This is a genomic window from Spirosoma foliorum (genome assembly GCF_014117325.1).
Lineage (GTDB): Bacteria > Bacteroidota > Bacteroidia > Cytophagales > Spirosomataceae > Spirosoma > Spirosoma foliorum.
The window spans coordinates 1554894-1571046 of the sequence record NZ_CP059732.1; the positions used below are offsets into that span (position 1 = coordinate 1554894).

Genomic DNA, 16153 nt, shown 5'->3' on the forward strand with positions numbered 1-16153 from the left:
GTTATTTGATGAACACAAAAATGCCCGATTCAGCGTTGATCGGGCATTTTTGTGTATTTGATTCTTAGCTTACTTGAACAGATTGGGGTAATCTGAAATGATACCATCCACACCTACTTGTTGAAGACTTTCTATCTCTGCTTTGGTGTTAACTGTCCAGGGAATTATCAGCATGCCTTGCTGGTGGCAGGTTTTCACCATGTCAGGGGTTACTGTTTTGTAATAGGGACTGTACGTACGGGGTTTGAAGCCCAGAATAGCTAGGTTTTCGTCTAGCGTTTTGGCGTTGGCTGTCAGGTAGGAAAGAGCGACATCCGGAAATTGCTGATGAATCAATTGCAGAGGTCGGACGTCAAACGACTGGATGGTCAGGCGCTTACCTAACTGCTTCTTTTGGCATACCGCCAATACCAGATCGACAAATTCTTTCGGTTCAGGGTGAGCGATTCCGTCTCCTGCCGGGGCTGATTTGATCTCAATATTGTACATCGGCAGAGGCACCCCCTTTGCTTTTGCATAGGTTTCCACCGAGTCGATCAGTTCGGAAAGGAGCGGTTTGTACGCCTTGAATTTCTGCTGCTGAGCAAATTGAGGATGTGGCTTGCTGCCCACGTCAAACGTCTTTATCTCGGCATAAGTCAGCTTATACAGATTGACGTTTTTTTGCTCGTCGGCGGTAACTGGTGTGCCATCCGGCTTTAGCACAAAATCTGCCGACATGTAGGTGTCATGCGAAACCACCACCTGCTTATCTGCCGAAATTACGGCGTCCATTTCCAGCGTTTGAACGCCAAGATCCATGGCTTTTTTCATCGCCGGAATCGTATTCTCCGGCATCAATCCTCTGGCGCCCCGATGCCCCTGTCTGTCAAATTTAGATTGAGCCAGCAAAACGTGGTTAAATAGTAATAGGCTTAGTAGTAGCTTGATTTTCATGGTGTTTACTTTTTTTGTTTTGTAGCGTGGACTTTAGTCCGCGTAGCCGAAGGCTAATTATTTCGAGTCTTATTTTAGCCTTCGGCTACGCGGACTAAAGTCCACGCTACAATAAAGCCTAATCCTTAAAACCCATAACGCAACCCGATCTGAATCTGGAACGGATCGCCTGATGGTGTCACGGCACCGGTTGCGTTTACGCGGTACGTATACTGCTGGGTTGCCTGGCTAAAAGCGGGAATGGCTACATTGCCTCCCGATGCAGGAATCCCGAGTGCATATAGAGCCTGATTTCCCAAAGACAGGTTGGTGCCCTTATTCCGATTCAACAGGTTGGCCACATTGAACGCATCTACGGATAAGTCGATATACTGTCTTTTTCCGAACAACAGGAATCGTTTGTTAGCCCGAAGATCGAAGACGCCGTAGAAGCCGTTGATACCGCCATTCCGTTCAGCAATTTTGCCCGAGTAGGCATTGATGTAATCTTTGAGGCTCTGACTAGCCGTGGGACTGTCCAGCAACGTCTGTAAACCAGTCCGAACGTTAGCTGCCACTTCTGGATTGTTTCGGTCGAAAACGAAGGCCAAATCATTCGTTGTCACAAAGTCACCGTTGTTGTTAGCTCCCGACAGCAACGAATAGCGCGTACCACCAATTCCCGAATACCGGAAGCCTACCGAGATGCCGTAGAACGAAGGCAGCGTACCATAAACGACCAGTTTGTTCCGGAACTGATTATCCGAATAGGTCATCTTGCTCAAATCGCGTGGATCATCTTTGACTAACTGTACGAGTGTAGCCGTGTTCGCTACGTTACCATTGTAAGAGGTGTTGTCTTTGGTGTCGTTCCAGGTATAGCTGGCCGAGATTTCGCCATCCCGGAAGTACTGGTACGTTGCATCCAACACAACAGCAAACTGATTGACTTTACCCTGACTACCCAACTCAAGCACCCGGCCTAATCGCTGACTGATCCGGCCCTGCTGCCAGTCGCCCGCTCCGTTTGAAGGCATTGAATTCAGAGGCACGTAAACACCACGGTTGTCTTCGTTCGTTAAGCGGAAAAACGGTTGCTCCACAATATTTCGGTCAACATACGTATAGTTGTGGCGGGCCAGCGACGCATAACCCGTCAAACTAACTTTAAATTTATCCGTCAAGTAGTGCGTATACGACAAGTTCGCTTTGTAGAGTATGGGTGTCCGTGCATCGGCACCGGTCATGTTGATTGTTGGCAGTTGAAAAGCCGCCAACGACGGAATGCTGGCGTAATTATTCCGATAAGCGGCAAAATCTGGCGTAGGTATGTTTGGAGCACGTACGTCTACCGTTCCGTAATGTTTGCCATCGAAAGTAAGGTTGTTGATGATGACGTAGTTGTTAATGTCCGATGCGAACACGCCCGCTCCGAAACGAATGAAATCCTTGTGCTCTTCGTTGACATCCCACGTTAACTGCAAGCGGGGCTGGGCTACAAATGATTTCAGTTGGTTATCGGTGCGTAGTTTCAGGTCATCAAAGACCACCTGATTGAAGGCCGCTTTCGGATAGAGGGCATAATCGAACCGCAAACCAGCGGTCATGTCTAAGCCTGGAGCCAGCTTCGTACTCATCTGGCCGTACAAACCGGCATTGAGCGTATTGCCAACAACCGTTGGATCAGCTACCAGAGGCACTTCCCGGAAATACCGGTAAGGCTGCAGCCGCTCAAACTTATCCAGAGCCGACACGGCAACGTTATTGACAACTTCTGATGTGTAGTGGAATCGTCCGTTTACTTCACTGCCATACAACGACTTCGCATGGGTATACATCAGGTCGAGCCCGAAGGTGAACTGTGCCTTGTTGGTGTTGTAGTACAGGTTGTCAACCAACTGGATTACGTTGTTGGTGAAGCCTTCCTGCGCAAAGCGATGCCCGCCCATCTGGATGCTGGTTGCCCGGCTGGTTCCATCGATGGTCGACGTTACGTTTTCAACGATGTTACGGGGAATGTTAGCTGCCGGTAGCTGATCGCCAGGGGCACTTTTCTGATAGGTGTATAAATGCTGAACCTTTAACTCGTTGGTAGTTTTCGAACTGAGTGAAGTACGTAAGGTTGCCAGCAAGCTGTTGTCGATGTTGAAATCGTTGCCGTACGACTCGTAGATATTAATCGCCGTGTTGTCGGCCAGGCCCAGTTTATTGCGGTCGTTGGTGTAATTGTCGCGGACAGTCAGCAGGTTTTTTTCATTTATCTGCCAGTCAATCCGGGCAAAACCAGCATCCGTTGGCCGAACTTTACTAAACGTGCCATACTGAGGTGTTGTAGCTGTGCCATATTTAGTCTGGGCAATGCTCACAAATCGGTCTAGGGTGGCTCTGGTCACCAGAAACCGGCTTTCATCGGCGGGTGTCTGTACGTCAGCAATAATCAACGGACGAGAATCCTGTTGGTGATCCCAGACGACAAAAAAGTGTAGTTTATCTTTAATGATCGGACCGCCTAGCGAAAAACCGAACTGATTAGTCGAGAAGGGGACCTTACGCTCGTTGCCCCGAATATCGTACCGGCTCGATAGCCAGTTAGCACGGGTGTAGTTAAAAATACTACCCGTTAATTTGTTGGTCCCCGATTTCGTTACGGCACTGATGGTGCCGCCACCGCTGCGGCCGTAAATAACGTCGTACTGATTGGTAACTACTTTAAATTCGCGTACGGCCTCAATGGAAATGGTGTAGGGCGCTCCACTGCGGCTAGTCGTTGGGCCAGCTGAGGTTGGGTTCTTGGCCGTTGTACCGTCGATGGTAAAATTTGTCGACGAACCCAGTTGACCCGATAGATTAGTACCACGGCTCAATGGCGACAGATCGGTCAAGGAGGTGAAATTCCGGCCATTAACGGGCAGGGCAGCAATTGATCGGGCTGATATAGTTGTAGCTGCGCCCAAAAACTCGGTCTTATTCTTCAGACCGGAGGCTACCACCTGCACGACTTCGAGCGATTGGCCGCTTTCCTCCATATTGAGGTTTACTCGGATAGCGTCGCCCTGATTCAGCGTGTAGCCGGTCCGTTGTTGATCGCCGAAGCCAACAAACGAAACGCGGATGGTGTATGGCCCGCCTAATGGTAATTCTTTGAACAGATAGTCGCCCTGGGCATTGGTTACCGTTCCGGTTGTAAAGCCCGTTGATTCGTTGCGAACCTGAACTGTAGCACCTGGTAGTGGCGATTTTTTGTTATCCGAAATAACTCCCGAAATGGAAGCCTGGGTAGTTTGTGCTCTTGTTTGGTCAATCGCCAGACAAGCGATAAGAAGTAGTAAGATTGTTGAAAGAAGATATTTTTTCATACAGCAGGTTGTAAAAATTTGCCTGCTGCAAAGAGAGTAGAACTACTCGGGTTTAATGTTAATTTAATGTTGTTAAATTATGATCATTTGTCTATAATAAAGACATAATTAGTAATTGAAGTTGTTCAACTTTTTCTCTTGTAGAAAAGTCTAGACTGTTTTTTTGTCATCCCGACGCAAGGAGGGATGACAAAAAACAATTCAGGTTTAGCGAAATCTAGTAGGCGATGAACTGTAATTTAGCCCGTTGCGCCATTACTTTTTTATGGTCTTCATTTGCTTTCTCCAGGAATTTCCGGGATTGATTAAGCCCTATCAGCATAGTTTCCCGTAACGTAGCGACCTCTTGCTGATCGGGTAATTGGTTTATTTTTTCCAATTGACTCTCCAGTTGAACAATCACTTTCTCGTACGATTTAATTACCTTCTTTAGCCTTTTCTGAATCTTCTTCAGGACCTGTTGTTCCGAAAGTTGGATTGGTTTCATGTGTGGATTATCCTCGGCCTATAGTGCCTTATTACTTCTTAGCCTGCTTACGGGCTTTGTATTCCTGAAAACGATTTCGGTACTCGTTTAACTGCTCTGGCGTGTATTTCTTCTGATACTCCTCAGGCAATTCCAGTTTTTCGGGCGATAAAACAGGCGCCTGATCGTTCAACGTGTTCTGGCCGTTACTGGCTTTAAGCAGTTCAAATGAATCGTATTTCTCACCCGTTACCGTATAGGATTGATAAGTCAGCTTGTCGCCATCAATAGTTACGGTTTGGTAAAGTTGCGTGTTTGAGGCTGCCCGATCCATCCAGTCCTGTAGGCCAATGTCGTACATTTTCGGGCCACTGACTGACACGACATAGATGGGGCCATCAGGATGTTTGCGGCTTTTTCCCAATGGCATGTTCAGTCCCCGGCCATACGTATGGTCATGTCCCTGCAAGACCAGATCGACGTGATATTTCTTGTAAATCGGCTCCATGCGCACTCGCCATTCGCTGTTATCCCGGCCTTTGGCGGTTGAGTAAATGGGGTGATGATGCATGATCACCGTCCAGCGATTGGGGTTTCTACTCAGGGTTTGGACCAGCCAATTAGCCTGGGTTATCATAGCGGCTGTATCAAGCAGCGCGAGTTGGGAGTTTAAGCCAATAAACCGAGTGCCCTGATAATCGAAGTAATAGGCTGTCTCGCTAAATCCTTTTGGACCATTTTCGGGCATCACAAATGAAGGACGCCAGTGTTTTGATACCTGAACTTTGCCCTGCTCATCTTTAAAATATTCATGATTGCCCGGTACGGCCAGCGTAGGCACCATGCCATTGATCCAGCTACCTGCTCCAAACCATTCGGCCCATTGCCAGTCGACGTTTGAGTTATTGATCAAATCGCCGGCATGAATCAACAAGCTCGCAGTGGGCAACTTTGAATAGGCCCCACGGATGGCTCGCGACCAAAGTGAGCGGATGTCATTCTGAGCGTCGCCAAAGTACAGGAATGAAAACGGAGCCGGATGATCTTGGGCCGTTGTAAACTGAAACCACTCGGTCCAGTGAGTACCGTCGCCAACTCGGTAATTGTATTTGGTAGCGGGTTTCAGATTGTTGAAATGAACAGAGTGATAAAGCACCGTTTTTCCATCAATTGCAACTCGTTCGGTTGTAGCCGAAATAAGTGTAGCCTTCTTCTCTAAATCGGGCGACGGGTCTGCTTCGGAAATGGCACCAACCGCCTTATTGACCGTCGAATCAGTTCGCCAGTTAACCGATTGCGACGCAGTGGGATTGCCCTGCCAACCGAGAATAACACGATCGGGATAATTCGATGCTGGATAATCTTTATGAATCTGCCCCTGAGCCGAAAGTTGCAGCAGGATAAGGCAGAAAATCTGGAAAATAGTTTTCATGATTAGTGATTAACGCGGCTTGTGGCCTGACTTCCTTTCGATTGATATTTCTGTAAAATAGCCATGATTTTGCGCTGGATTTCGGTGTTTTCGTAGACGCCCCGGAAGTCGAGCGAATGGGGTCCGTAAGCGAAAACAGGTACCATAATGCCCGAATGATCGTTCGTACTGAAGTTTCCATCGACGTAACCCCGTTTCAAATCACCATCCAGCAGGCTCAAGCCGCCCGTTTCATGATCGGCCGTAATGATGACCAATGTTTCGCCGTTTGAGTCGGCAAATCGGATCGCATCGCCAATTGTCCGATCGAAGTCCAGCATTTCCTCGACCACATAGCGCATCTCATTGGCATGGCCACCGTAGTCGATCTGAGCACCTTCGGCCATGATGAAAAAGCCTGCTTTATTAGGCTCAAGGTCATGAAGTGTTTTTTGAAGACTTCGCTGCAAAAAGTCTTTCCGTCCTTTATTAATCGCCACCACCGACGAATCATCGAGTAGTACGAACGGGTGCTTTAGACTTTCCAGTTGATCGAATTTTGTGCCGATCTGATAACCTTGCTGATGGAGCGTATCCAGTACGTTCTGCTCCTTAAAATAGCGATAGCCACCCCCAATCAGAATCTGAACGGGATTACGAAGAAAATCAGACGCAATTTCTCGTTCGAACATCCGGTCGGGCTGGTGAGCATAAAAAGCGGCTGGTGTCGCATCGGTAATTGGCCCTGCCGAAATCAGCCCACTAACCATATTCCACTTCTTAATCAGGCTCGGAATAGCGGGTACTGGTTTGCCTAACGAATCGACCCCAATAGCGCGATTGTTCGTTTTTTGCCCCGTCGCCATCGCCGTTGCCCCAGCTGCCGAATCGGTAATATACGTATCGGCTGCGCTGGTTTTAGAAAAGCCGATGTTTAACAGTTTCGCCAGATTCAAATCACCTCGGTTTGCCGTAAGGCCAGCGTAAATCTGGGCAAGGCCCATGCCGTCACCAATCAGTAAAATCACATTTTTAACCCGGCTGCGGCTATCATTATTACGATAGGTTGGCTGGTAAAGCGCATGAGGAGTTAGGTTCTGGTACTCGGCCGTTTGTCGTTGCCGTAGAAAATGCCCAAGGGGAGCAATCTGATCGGTATTAATGTAATCTACGCCCATATTCATGAGTGTTTTCCAGGTGTTGATATTATCGGGAGTGGCCCAGAACCGGATTTTCTTACCTTGTCGATGCACCTGCTGAATAACGGCCTGAATCTTCGCACGCTCTTTCTTGACAATCAGGCCTTTGCCATTCCAACGGGTATAAGTTGGAAATGCCTGACTAATCAACCCAATATGAGCAAGCTGCTCGGGGGAATAAGCAACGTCGGGACGCCCATCGAACTGAAGCCAGGCTGGATAATTACTAAATTGGTCGGGTGTAGGCACATTCCCGCTGACGACAACGTTTACGGGCCCGCCAACCCCAAAAACATCTGGATACGCACTTAACGCACGGACCAGTAGAGGCAAGGACAAGCGAGCAGGCGTTTTCAGATCGATCAACCATTGCAGGCCATAGTTGACATAGAGCTTACCCTTGTTAGCACGAACTTTCTCGACAATAGGGTTAATGTATAGCGTTTCTAGTGTTCGGGACGAGGTAATGTTGGCGGAGTCATGAGCCACGTAGAGTTGCCCATTTCGAGCGTATATATCCGCTTCGATCGAACCAAATGCCTGATCATAAGCCTGCCAGAAAGGAATGGTTTGTTCGTAGTCGTTATGCGAATGGGCCTGAGCGGGCGAATAAGCTATTCTCGACTGAGCCCCAGCCAGCGAAACCAGGGTGATCCAGATGGTAAGAATCGAAAGAAATTGTTTTCTCATTGGATTGTCCGAAAAATGCCTGACAGGGTATTCAGCCGAACATTTAGGGAATACTTATTGGTCAATAGATACTTATTCGCTAGGACTCTAGCCCCTGCGTCTTTGTGACGCTGGAGTTGCGAGTAGACGGTTAGTCTGGTAAGTGATTTAAAGCTCTATACCATTTGCGGGGCTAAAAGTAGGCAGGGATCAGTTGCCTGAATGGTTGGCAGGGCATTCTTAATAGATTGATAACGTTGCCCCAAATCTGTTGGCTTATAGATTCGTCGATCCCTTTTTTATAGAGTACAAATTACCCAACTCATCCTGTATAGTGCCGACCACCTAACTAAACAAAGATTTGCCCAAATTAACTTAAGTGAATTTTTAGTAGGGTATTCCTTCAGAAGTTTGCAAAAAACAAAAACTATGGGACTCTCTAATTTAGGCATTTTTCATACAGCCATTGGTGTTATTGCCATCGTAGCTGCACTTGTATCATTTGTGCGATATGGCAAAATTAAGTTGACACAGCTAAGCGGTAAATCATATTTTTACGGCACAGTCATTACGTCGCTAACAGCATTAGGAATTTCTAAGAATGGCGGTTTTAATCCTGGGCATATTTTCTCCCTATTTATTTTGATTTTAGTCGGAGTAGCTTATTTCCTTTCTGTTAGACTTAAAGAAAACAACAGAGCCCGTTATGCTGAAACCTTCTTATTGTCGTTCAGTTTTTTTCTGTCGCTAATCCCTACTGTCAATGAAACATTTACTCGTATTCCAGTTGGGCATCCGTGGGCTAAGGGCGTTACCGATCCGGTGATCGGCCAAACATTGTTTGTACTTTTACTCCTGTTTGTTAGCGGTTCGATTTATCAATTTAGACAACAACGAAAAGTCAATAAACTAACTCTGTAAGTACTTTTGGACGATAAATAGTCGTAAGGAGCGAACTGAAAACAGGCTAACGCAGGTCATAGGAATGGATACAGATACCCCCAGATTTTTACAATCCATATTAATTCCTTTTGCAGGGCTAACGGAAGAAGATGTTTCCGTTAGTCTTCCTTTTTGGCGAAAGCGGCAAATACGCAAAGGCGATTTTTATAACATGCAGAATATTGTTTGTCAGGATTTAGGGATTGTTGTAAAGGGAATTTTCAGGGTGTATTACTGTGATCCAATTACTAATGAAGAAAAAAATATGTTCTTTTTTTCGGAAAATCAGTTCATTGTTTCGTTTCGAAGCTTCCTTTACCAATGCCCCTGTGTGTATTATATTGAGGCTTTGGAAGATGCCGAAGTTCTGTATGTATCCTACCCGGATTTGCAGAATTTATACCTGAACCATAAATCCTGGGAGCGTTTTGGACGAATGTTGGCCGAACACTTTTTTCATCAATCACAAGGACGGACTGAGTATCTACTGTTATTCAACAACGAAAAACGCTATCTACAGTTAGTAAAAGAACATCCGAGGATTGTTGAACGAATAGCCGCTTTTCATATCGCTTCCTATTTAGGGATAAAAAATCAATCGCTGAGCAGGATCAAGAAGCGCGTACAGAGTAATCATTAGCCATGATTTTATTTAGTAAGCCCATTGTACTGATAGTACAGGTAGGTCTTATACACTCGTTATATAGTAGGGATCAGCCTGCATAGTGGTTGATCCCTACTATTTTTCTAGGCCTTCTGCCTACTGGAAATAAGGCTTTGCAAAAGAACGGAGGCCATTGCAAACAGCAAACCAAGGTAAAACGAACCATTCACCGTTTTACTTTCCCCAAAGAACAGGAAAGCCATAATGATCGCATAGATCGGTTCCAGGTTGAAACTTAGATTCACGGTAAAAGCCGGAATTCTTTTCAAGGTTTCCGCGAAAAGCACATACAAGCCAACCGTACAAAACAGCGACAACAGCAACAGGTAAAGCCAATCGTTCAGACTGGGTATCAGGCTAGGTACGGGAAATACATATAAATAGCCCGGCAGTAAAATCCCGAGGCCAATCGTTCCGCCGAGCATCTGGTAAAAATTGATCACCTTGCTGTCGTAATGTTGCACTAAGCGTTCATTGTTGAGCGTGTAGAGGGCCGCAAAGGCGGATGAGACCGTGCCAAGAGCAATGCCTAGCTGATAAGATGTATCAAAGTGGAAAATTAAGGCAATGCCTACCAGCGTAAGCAAACTTAGCAACAGTTCAGAAACGACCAATTTCTTTCGGAACAAGCCACTGAAAATGGCGGTAAAGAAACTGGTGAGACAATAACAGACAACCCCAATTGAAATATTGGCGTATTTGATACTGGCGTAAAAAAATACCCAGTGGGTTGTAATCAGCAGACCGACTTTGGCAATCGCCAGCTTCTCTTTCCGGGAAATGTCTGTCCTGATCTTGAACAGCTTGAGAATAAGAAAAAGCCAGATCGCCGAGAAAAAAACGCGATACCAAACCAGGAGGCCTTCATTGAGGGAAATAAGCTTACCGAATACACCGGTAAAGCCAGCCAGTATTACAGCAATGTGTAATACTATGTATGATTTTTTCATAAGAATTGTCTAAATCCAGAATTGACTAATCAATGCACTAAAATTTGAGCATACTAATTCTGTCCCAAAGCAATGGGCAGTATCAGCTCGCCATGTCATCGAAAATTCAAGGTGCTGGAGGGGGGAGGCAACTCTTACGGTTCATAAATAATAGGCCATACTTTTCGCAAAGGTAGGCAGAACATTCATATGCCGGAGCGGGCCTGCAGCTATGCGTGTTTTTTGAGTGAAAGTAATTTAGGCGTATAAATTCCTTTTCAAAAGAAATCTAGTGTCAACTCGAGCCAGCTAAAGGCTGCCTGAAATCCTTATCCTGCCTATTTAAACTATACTTATGCATAGGAACACGATCCTTCGGTCCATTTTTATACTCATATATGTATTGACGGCTTTTACCGGCAACGCGCAATCTAACAAAGCTACGCAGGCTACTGAGCCCAAAATAGTGAACATTGTTAATTTCATCCGTTTGCTTGAGCCGCGCGATGCCAAAATAACCCAGGATGTACTGTATCAAACTGTTGTCCAGCAGATCAAGCTCATGAACCAGTACAAGCTTGGCGGTACTTTCTTATTACAATATGATGCGCTGATGGACAGTCGCTATCAGCAATTGCTGAAAAAACTACCTAAAGGCAGTTTTGAAATTGGAGGCTGGTGGGAAATTCCGCAACCGTTGGTCGAAAAAGCGGGTCTGAAATGGCGGGGCCGCTATCCGTGGGACTGGCATGCCGATGTAGGCTTCTCAACTGGCTATACACCGGCTGAGCGCGAAAAGCTGATCGATGTTTACATGGCCGATTTTAAAACCATATTTGGCTATTATCCGCGTACGGTTGCGTCCTGGTTTATCGATGCCCATTCGCTGAACTACATGTACGATAAGTATAAGATCGTGGCATCGGCCAATTGTAAGGATCAGTATGGTACCGATGGCTATACCTTATGGGGCGGCTACTGGAACCAGGCTTATTATCCAAGCCGCATCAACTCATACATGCCAGCTCAACATGCCGAAAAACAGCTGCCGGTACCCATATTCAGGTTACTGGGCAGTGATCCTATCCGGCAGTATGATACCGGCGTTAGTTCGGCAAGGCAGGGGGTTATCACCCTCGAACCCGTCTATCCTAAAGCGGGCGGTAGCGAAGAATGGATTAAATGGTTCTTTACGACATTCACCAATGATCCGGCTTTAAACTTTAACTATACTCAGGCAGGGCAGGAGAACTCCTTTACCTGGCCAGCCATGCAGAAAGGGCTCGAACTGCAAATGCCGTTGATGGCTCAGTTAAAGAAAGCAGGAAAAATACGGGTAGAAACCATGGAGCAGTCGGCCTTGTGGTTCAGGAAAAACTACGCCGTAACGCCAGCCACCTCCTTCGCGGTATCCAAAGATATAGCCGGTAGCGATCAAAAAACGATTTGGTACAACAGCCGGTTCTACCGACTAAATCTACTTTGGGAGGACAATACGCTACGCATTAGGGATATTCATCTGTTTAATGAGAAGATCGCTGATAAGTACACAACGGAGGTGGCCAAATCAAACGAGTGTTCATTCTTTACCCTGCCCGTGGTTGATGGCTACCTTTGGAGTAAACGGGGCAAACTAGCTGGCCTGCGCCTGATGACCCTTGTAAATGGTAAAGAAACGCCGGTAAAAGGGGGGAACCCAACGTTTACCAATGTTGACAAGAGTACGGTTCATGTTTCGTGGCCAGCGGGTGAAGGTAGTTTTGAACTGGACATTAACGAACGATCGCTAACGGTACTCCGCAAAGGCAAACCCGATTCGAACTGGTATCTTGATCTGACCGTAGCCGACGGTGTTACAACACCAGTAACTACGATAGAGGCTAACCGGGTCAACTATACGTTTGAGAATCATCCTTTTCACTTGACGGCCACAAAAGGTAGTTTTGAGAAACCCGCAAATGGGGCCATTTTTCGGTTAAAACCCCAGGGCAATAGCCTTGAGTTAAGCTTAGTCGATCAATAACCCGCCAATATCGTGACTATTCGGAGTCATGATAGCCAGAGAGGTTGCTGCAAGGTTATGCTACAAGCCCTCTGGCTACAGATCGTCTATTTACGCATCCACAGATAATACGTTAGAAAGCCAAGCGCCAGGCAGATTGCTTCGATGCCGTAAGGCAAAGACGAGTTATGAACCTCGTAGGGGATAAACTCCAGAATCACCAAACCTAAACCGCCAAAGAGCAATAACAAACCCCATTTTAGGGACTCTGTGGTCGAGCCAATTGGTTTTAAAAGTACCTCAAGTGCTTCTTTATCGATCTGCCCTGAATCGATAATGCGCTTCCTGAGTAGGTATGAAAACAGGCTATTGATGATAAAGCCAATCACTAGGAACAAAATGACGCCGACAATGTGAGGACCGCCCATAGCTAAGATACGTTTATGTGAGTTTGTGCCAGTAGACGGTAGCTTGCCAAGAAAGGTTGCAGCATATCTAAACTTTACTGCAACTTTAACTTCTCAACGCTCGTCTACTGGGCATGTTCAACGAAAGGGAGATTCTGCAACAAATAAAACGGGGTAATCATAACGCATTTTCGATATTGGTAAAGCAATACGAGAGGCTTGTGTTCCATGTTGTGCAACGGATTGTCCCAAGTCCAGAAGATGTTGAAGATATTAGTCAGGAGGTATTCATCAAGGTTTATAAACGGCTGGATACGTTCTGTTTTGACTCCAAATTAGCCACCTGGATCGCTCGTATTGCCTATTTGACCGCCATCGATTATTTGAGAAAGTTTCAACCGAAGATTACGCAGTCTGAGCAGGCCGTTGATCAGGTTTACTTTACGAACGAAACTCCCGAACAGGTTCTCATTCAAACAGATGTTACGCTCTATGTCCAGAAGCTGATTGATAGCTTGCCTGAGTCGTATCGGATCGTGTTAACTTTGTATCATCTGGATGAGTTTTCCTATAGTGAGATTGAACACATTACCGGAATGCCTGCCGGCACTGTGAAAAACTACCTATTCCGTGCCCGTAAATTATTGAAAGATAAACTTGCCAACTCCTTAAATGATGATTTACGATGAGCCAACTTACTGATGAACAGATCCAACAACTGTTGGAAGCGGGAAAATCTCTGCCAGATAGGAGTTCGGCCAAACAGTTTACGGAGGCCAGACGCTATCAACAATTATTTGCGGAGCTAAAAAAAGAGTTGCCCGTCCAGCCCGATGCTGACTTTTCGGTTCGGGTTATGAATCGAATTGAGGGGTTACAGCCTGCAGTAACTAAATCGGTATCCTATGGCTGGTTATGGGTTGGGTTGTCGATTTGTCTGTTAATTACAGCCTTAGCACTTGCACCTATGGATGGGGTCATGACTGACCTGATGAGTGTGTTGGCTATGTTAAATCCTATAAAATGGGCCTTAGCATTTGGTCTACTTAGCCTACTAATCGTTCAACTGCTCGATTTTAAATTGATTCGCGGACCGTCTTTGCCTAAGCTGACCTGATTGATAAGTGCGAAATAAGTGCCTGTAGTAAGGTGTTTATTCGCCAAAGTGTGCGGCTGCTGACATGAGTCTCAACGAATTGATACCCAGTGTCGATTGGCGCCAATACATCACGGCCTATTGGGTGCGAAGAACGGAGCCGGATACTGGGCCGCACTGCTAATTGCTCTTCACTATTATTAAGAGCAATTAGCAGTGCGGCTTTGGGGCCGAAGGCATTCTGTGGGGGTAACGAAATGGTGTTTTGAGGACTTTGTTTCCATTATCTGATCGCTTTTTGTTGGACTGCGTTGTACTTTTTTGAGTTTCCACGGGTGTTTCCTTGTGGGACGGTCTTTGCCAATGCGATCTTATATGGTCTATTTGTATGGGTGATCATAAACCTGATAGTTCTACCACTGTCGAAGGCCGAGCCAAGGCCGTTCTCCCCTTTAATGGCCCTAATCAACATTGTTATCCTAATCATGGATAGGTTATTTTACGGCCTCAGGCGTATATAGAAAGCCTATCCACATTGACCGTAAAGATTATGAGGGACTACCCTTAGTCGGACTCCTTACCCCCAGTATCTGAAGGTAGTTCTAAACCCTAAAACAAATTGGTTGTATTCTGGTAAGTGTCTATTAATTAAGAATTTACTTTTTTGGGGGCACGGTGGTTACTTAGTACCCAAAATTCCGCAGCAGCCACTAAAAACTGCTTTTACAGTTCGTTAACATTCTTTTACTAGCCATTAATTATAACCCGACAAAAATACTTGTAGGTTCGTTGACATTCTTTGGCGTAAAAAAGAAAAATGATGAGATCTGCATTCGTGTGTGCTTTGTTGCAACTGTTTGTTTTTTGTACTTCTGGCTACGGGAAGTTGAGCACAAACCTGACCAAAGGCAATTCAACTAGTGTTGTCGGCCAACCGAGCCCAATTAAGAGAAGTCAGGGCAATGTTCATTGTAGTTTGCAGGATAAAAAGGGAAATCTTTGGTTCGGCACCACAAGCCAGGGAGTTTTTCGCTACGATGGAAAGTCGTTCACCAATTTTACAACCCGCGATGGGCTGAATAGCAATGCCGTTTTTTCGATGGTAGAAGATAAAAAAGGGAACATCTGGATCGGAACCAATGCTGGTTTATCGCGGTACGACGGAAAAACCTTTACCTATATCCCACTATCATTCACAAAGGGAGTGTATGTATATCCTGCTACTTCACCGAATACTGAAATAGCCACAGAAAATTTTGTAACCAGTAGTTTAGCGGACCATACTGGAAAGCTTTGGTTTGGTACAGACAATGGTGTTTACTGTTACGATGGCAAAGTCTTTACACGGTTTTTAGCTGATCAACAGGTTATCAATAACAATGGACTTAAGCTCCAATTAGTGCAATGTATAGTGGAAGATAAACAGGGAAACATCTGGTTTACGACGAAGCTGGAAGGCGTTTGTCGGTATGATGGCAAATCGATCATCAATTACAAACCTGATAACGAAGGATGGTTTCGTGGACTTTTAGCAGATAAAAGCGGGGCCATTTGGGTTGGCACCAGATACAGGGGGATTTATCGCTACGATGGGAAAGCCTTTACCAAAATAGTACAAAACGGCAGTATTGATTCCTGTACGGTGCTCTCAATCATACAGGACAAATTAGGGAATATTTGGTTTGGCACTGAGGCTGGCGATGAGTCGAAACGAGCAACCGAGGGCGGTGTATGGCGTTACGATGGTAAAGTGTTTCAAAACCTTTCAACGAAAGATGATTTGAGCCATCCTGCCGTTTGGAGTATTTTAGAAGATAAGTCGGGCAATTTTTGGATCGGCACCAGAAATACGGGTTTGAGCCGATATGATGGGAAAACGTTTACCAGTTTTTCGAAATAGCCAAAATAGGAAGCCGATTTACCAGATACTTTCTTTACCTAACTTTTCGATGCAGTACGCTTTCGTGCTCTATCTGAGTAGATATTGTCATGAAATGCCTGATTCTGACCAAAAAATAGCTGACTATTCAAGCAATAATAGACGTAGATTGTGATTGTAATATTTTGATAGTGAGTGTGTTGTGGAATTTTCTGTAA

13 protein-coding genes are annotated in these 16153 nt (G+C 45.7%); 6 read left to right on the forward strand and 7 right to left on the reverse strand.

Annotated elements, in window-relative coordinates; all coding sequences use genetic code 11:
* Nucleotides 1–69 precede the first annotated feature (69 nt).
* From H3H32_RS06275 to H3H32_RS06295, 5 genes are all read right to left on the reverse strand, one after another.
* Nucleotides 70–936 carry a glycerophosphodiester phosphodiesterase family protein gene (locus tag H3H32_RS06275; protein ID WP_182461835.1) on the reverse strand — a complete coding sequence of 289 codons (867 nt, stop codon included), beginning with the start codon at nucleotides 934–936 and terminating at the stop codon, nucleotides 70–72.
* A gap of 125 nt (nucleotides 937–1061) precedes the next feature.
* Nucleotides 1062–4271 (reverse strand): TonB-dependent receptor, encoded by a 3210-nt coding sequence (locus tag H3H32_RS06280; RefSeq protein ID WP_182461837.1) that lies wholly within the window; start codon nucleotides 4269–4271, stop codon nucleotides 1062–1064.
* 217 nt (nucleotides 4272–4488) lie between these two features.
* Complete coding sequence (locus H3H32_RS06285; protein WP_182461839.1) at nucleotides 4489–4758, reverse strand: hypothetical protein; 270 nt, start codon at nucleotides 4756–4758, stop codon at nucleotides 4489–4491.
* A 31-nt stretch (nucleotides 4759–4789) separates the two neighbouring features.
* Entirely contained in the window at nucleotides 4790–6169 is a 1380-nt protein-coding gene (locus tag H3H32_RS06290; protein WP_182461840.1) for a purple acid phosphatase family protein, read from the reverse strand.
* Between the two features lie 2 nt (nucleotides 6170–6171).
* Nucleotides 6172–8037 (reverse strand): alkaline phosphatase, encoded by a 1866-nt coding sequence (locus tag H3H32_RS06295; RefSeq protein WP_182461842.1) that lies wholly within the window; start codon nucleotides 8035–8037, stop codon nucleotides 6172–6174.
* Nucleotides 8038–8445: 408 nt separating this feature from the next.
* Between H3H32_RS06295 and H3H32_RS06300 the strand changes: the two genes are divergently transcribed.
* Nucleotides 8446–8937 carry a hypothetical protein gene (locus tag H3H32_RS06300; RefSeq protein WP_182461843.1) on the forward strand — a complete coding sequence of 164 codons (492 nt, stop codon included), beginning with the start codon at nucleotides 8446–8448 and terminating at the stop codon, nucleotides 8935–8937.
* 64 nt (nucleotides 8938–9001) lie between these two features.
* A complete protein-coding gene (locus H3H32_RS06305) occupies nucleotides 9002–9598 on the forward strand; it encodes a Crp/Fnr family transcriptional regulator (protein ID WP_182461845.1) in 597 nt (198 codons plus the stop codon).
* A gap of 107 nt (nucleotides 9599–9705) precedes the next feature.
* Here the strand turns inward: H3H32_RS06305 and H3H32_RS06310 are convergent, their stop codons facing one another.
* Nucleotides 9706–10572: a DMT family transporter gene (locus H3H32_RS06310; RefSeq protein ID WP_182461847.1), complete on the reverse strand. Its 867-nt coding sequence runs from the start codon at nucleotides 10570–10572 to the stop codon at nucleotides 9706–9708.
* A gap of 334 nt (nucleotides 10573–10906) precedes the next feature.
* Here H3H32_RS06310 and H3H32_RS06315 point away from each other — a divergent pair, with 334 nt between their 5' ends.
* Nucleotides 10907–12574 (forward strand): DUF3863 domain-containing protein, encoded by a 1668-nt coding sequence (locus H3H32_RS06315; RefSeq protein WP_182461849.1) that lies wholly within the window; start codon nucleotides 10907–10909, stop codon nucleotides 12572–12574.
* 86 nt (nucleotides 12575–12660) lie between these two features.
* Here H3H32_RS06315 and H3H32_RS06320 read toward each other — a convergent pair whose 3' ends face one another.
* On the reverse strand, nucleotides 12661–12981 hold the full coding sequence (locus H3H32_RS06320) for a hypothetical protein (protein WP_182461850.1): 321 nt from the start codon (nucleotides 12979–12981) through the stop codon (nucleotides 12661–12663).
* Nucleotides 12982–13094: 113 nt separating this feature from the next.
* Here H3H32_RS06320 and H3H32_RS06325 point away from each other — a divergent pair, with 113 nt between their 5' ends.
* The 3 genes from H3H32_RS06325 to H3H32_RS06335 all read left to right on the forward strand — a co-directional run bounded on the left by H3H32_RS06325 (nucleotide 13095) and on the right by H3H32_RS06335 (nucleotide 15956).
* Entirely contained in the window at nucleotides 13095–13649 is a 555-nt protein-coding gene (locus H3H32_RS06325; RefSeq protein WP_182461852.1) for an RNA polymerase sigma factor, read from the forward strand.
* Entirely contained in the window at nucleotides 13646–14077 is a 432-nt protein-coding gene (locus tag H3H32_RS06330) for a hypothetical protein (RefSeq protein ID WP_182461853.1), read from the forward strand. Before H3H32_RS06325 ends, H3H32_RS06330 begins: the two co-directional genes overlap by 4 nt.
* Nucleotides 14078–14873: 796 nt before the next feature.
* Nucleotides 14874–15956 (forward strand): ligand-binding sensor domain-containing protein, encoded by a 1083-nt coding sequence (locus tag H3H32_RS06335; RefSeq protein WP_182461855.1) that lies wholly within the window; start codon nucleotides 14874–14876, stop codon nucleotides 15954–15956.
* The last annotated feature ends 197 nt before the right edge of the window (nucleotides 15957–16153 follow it).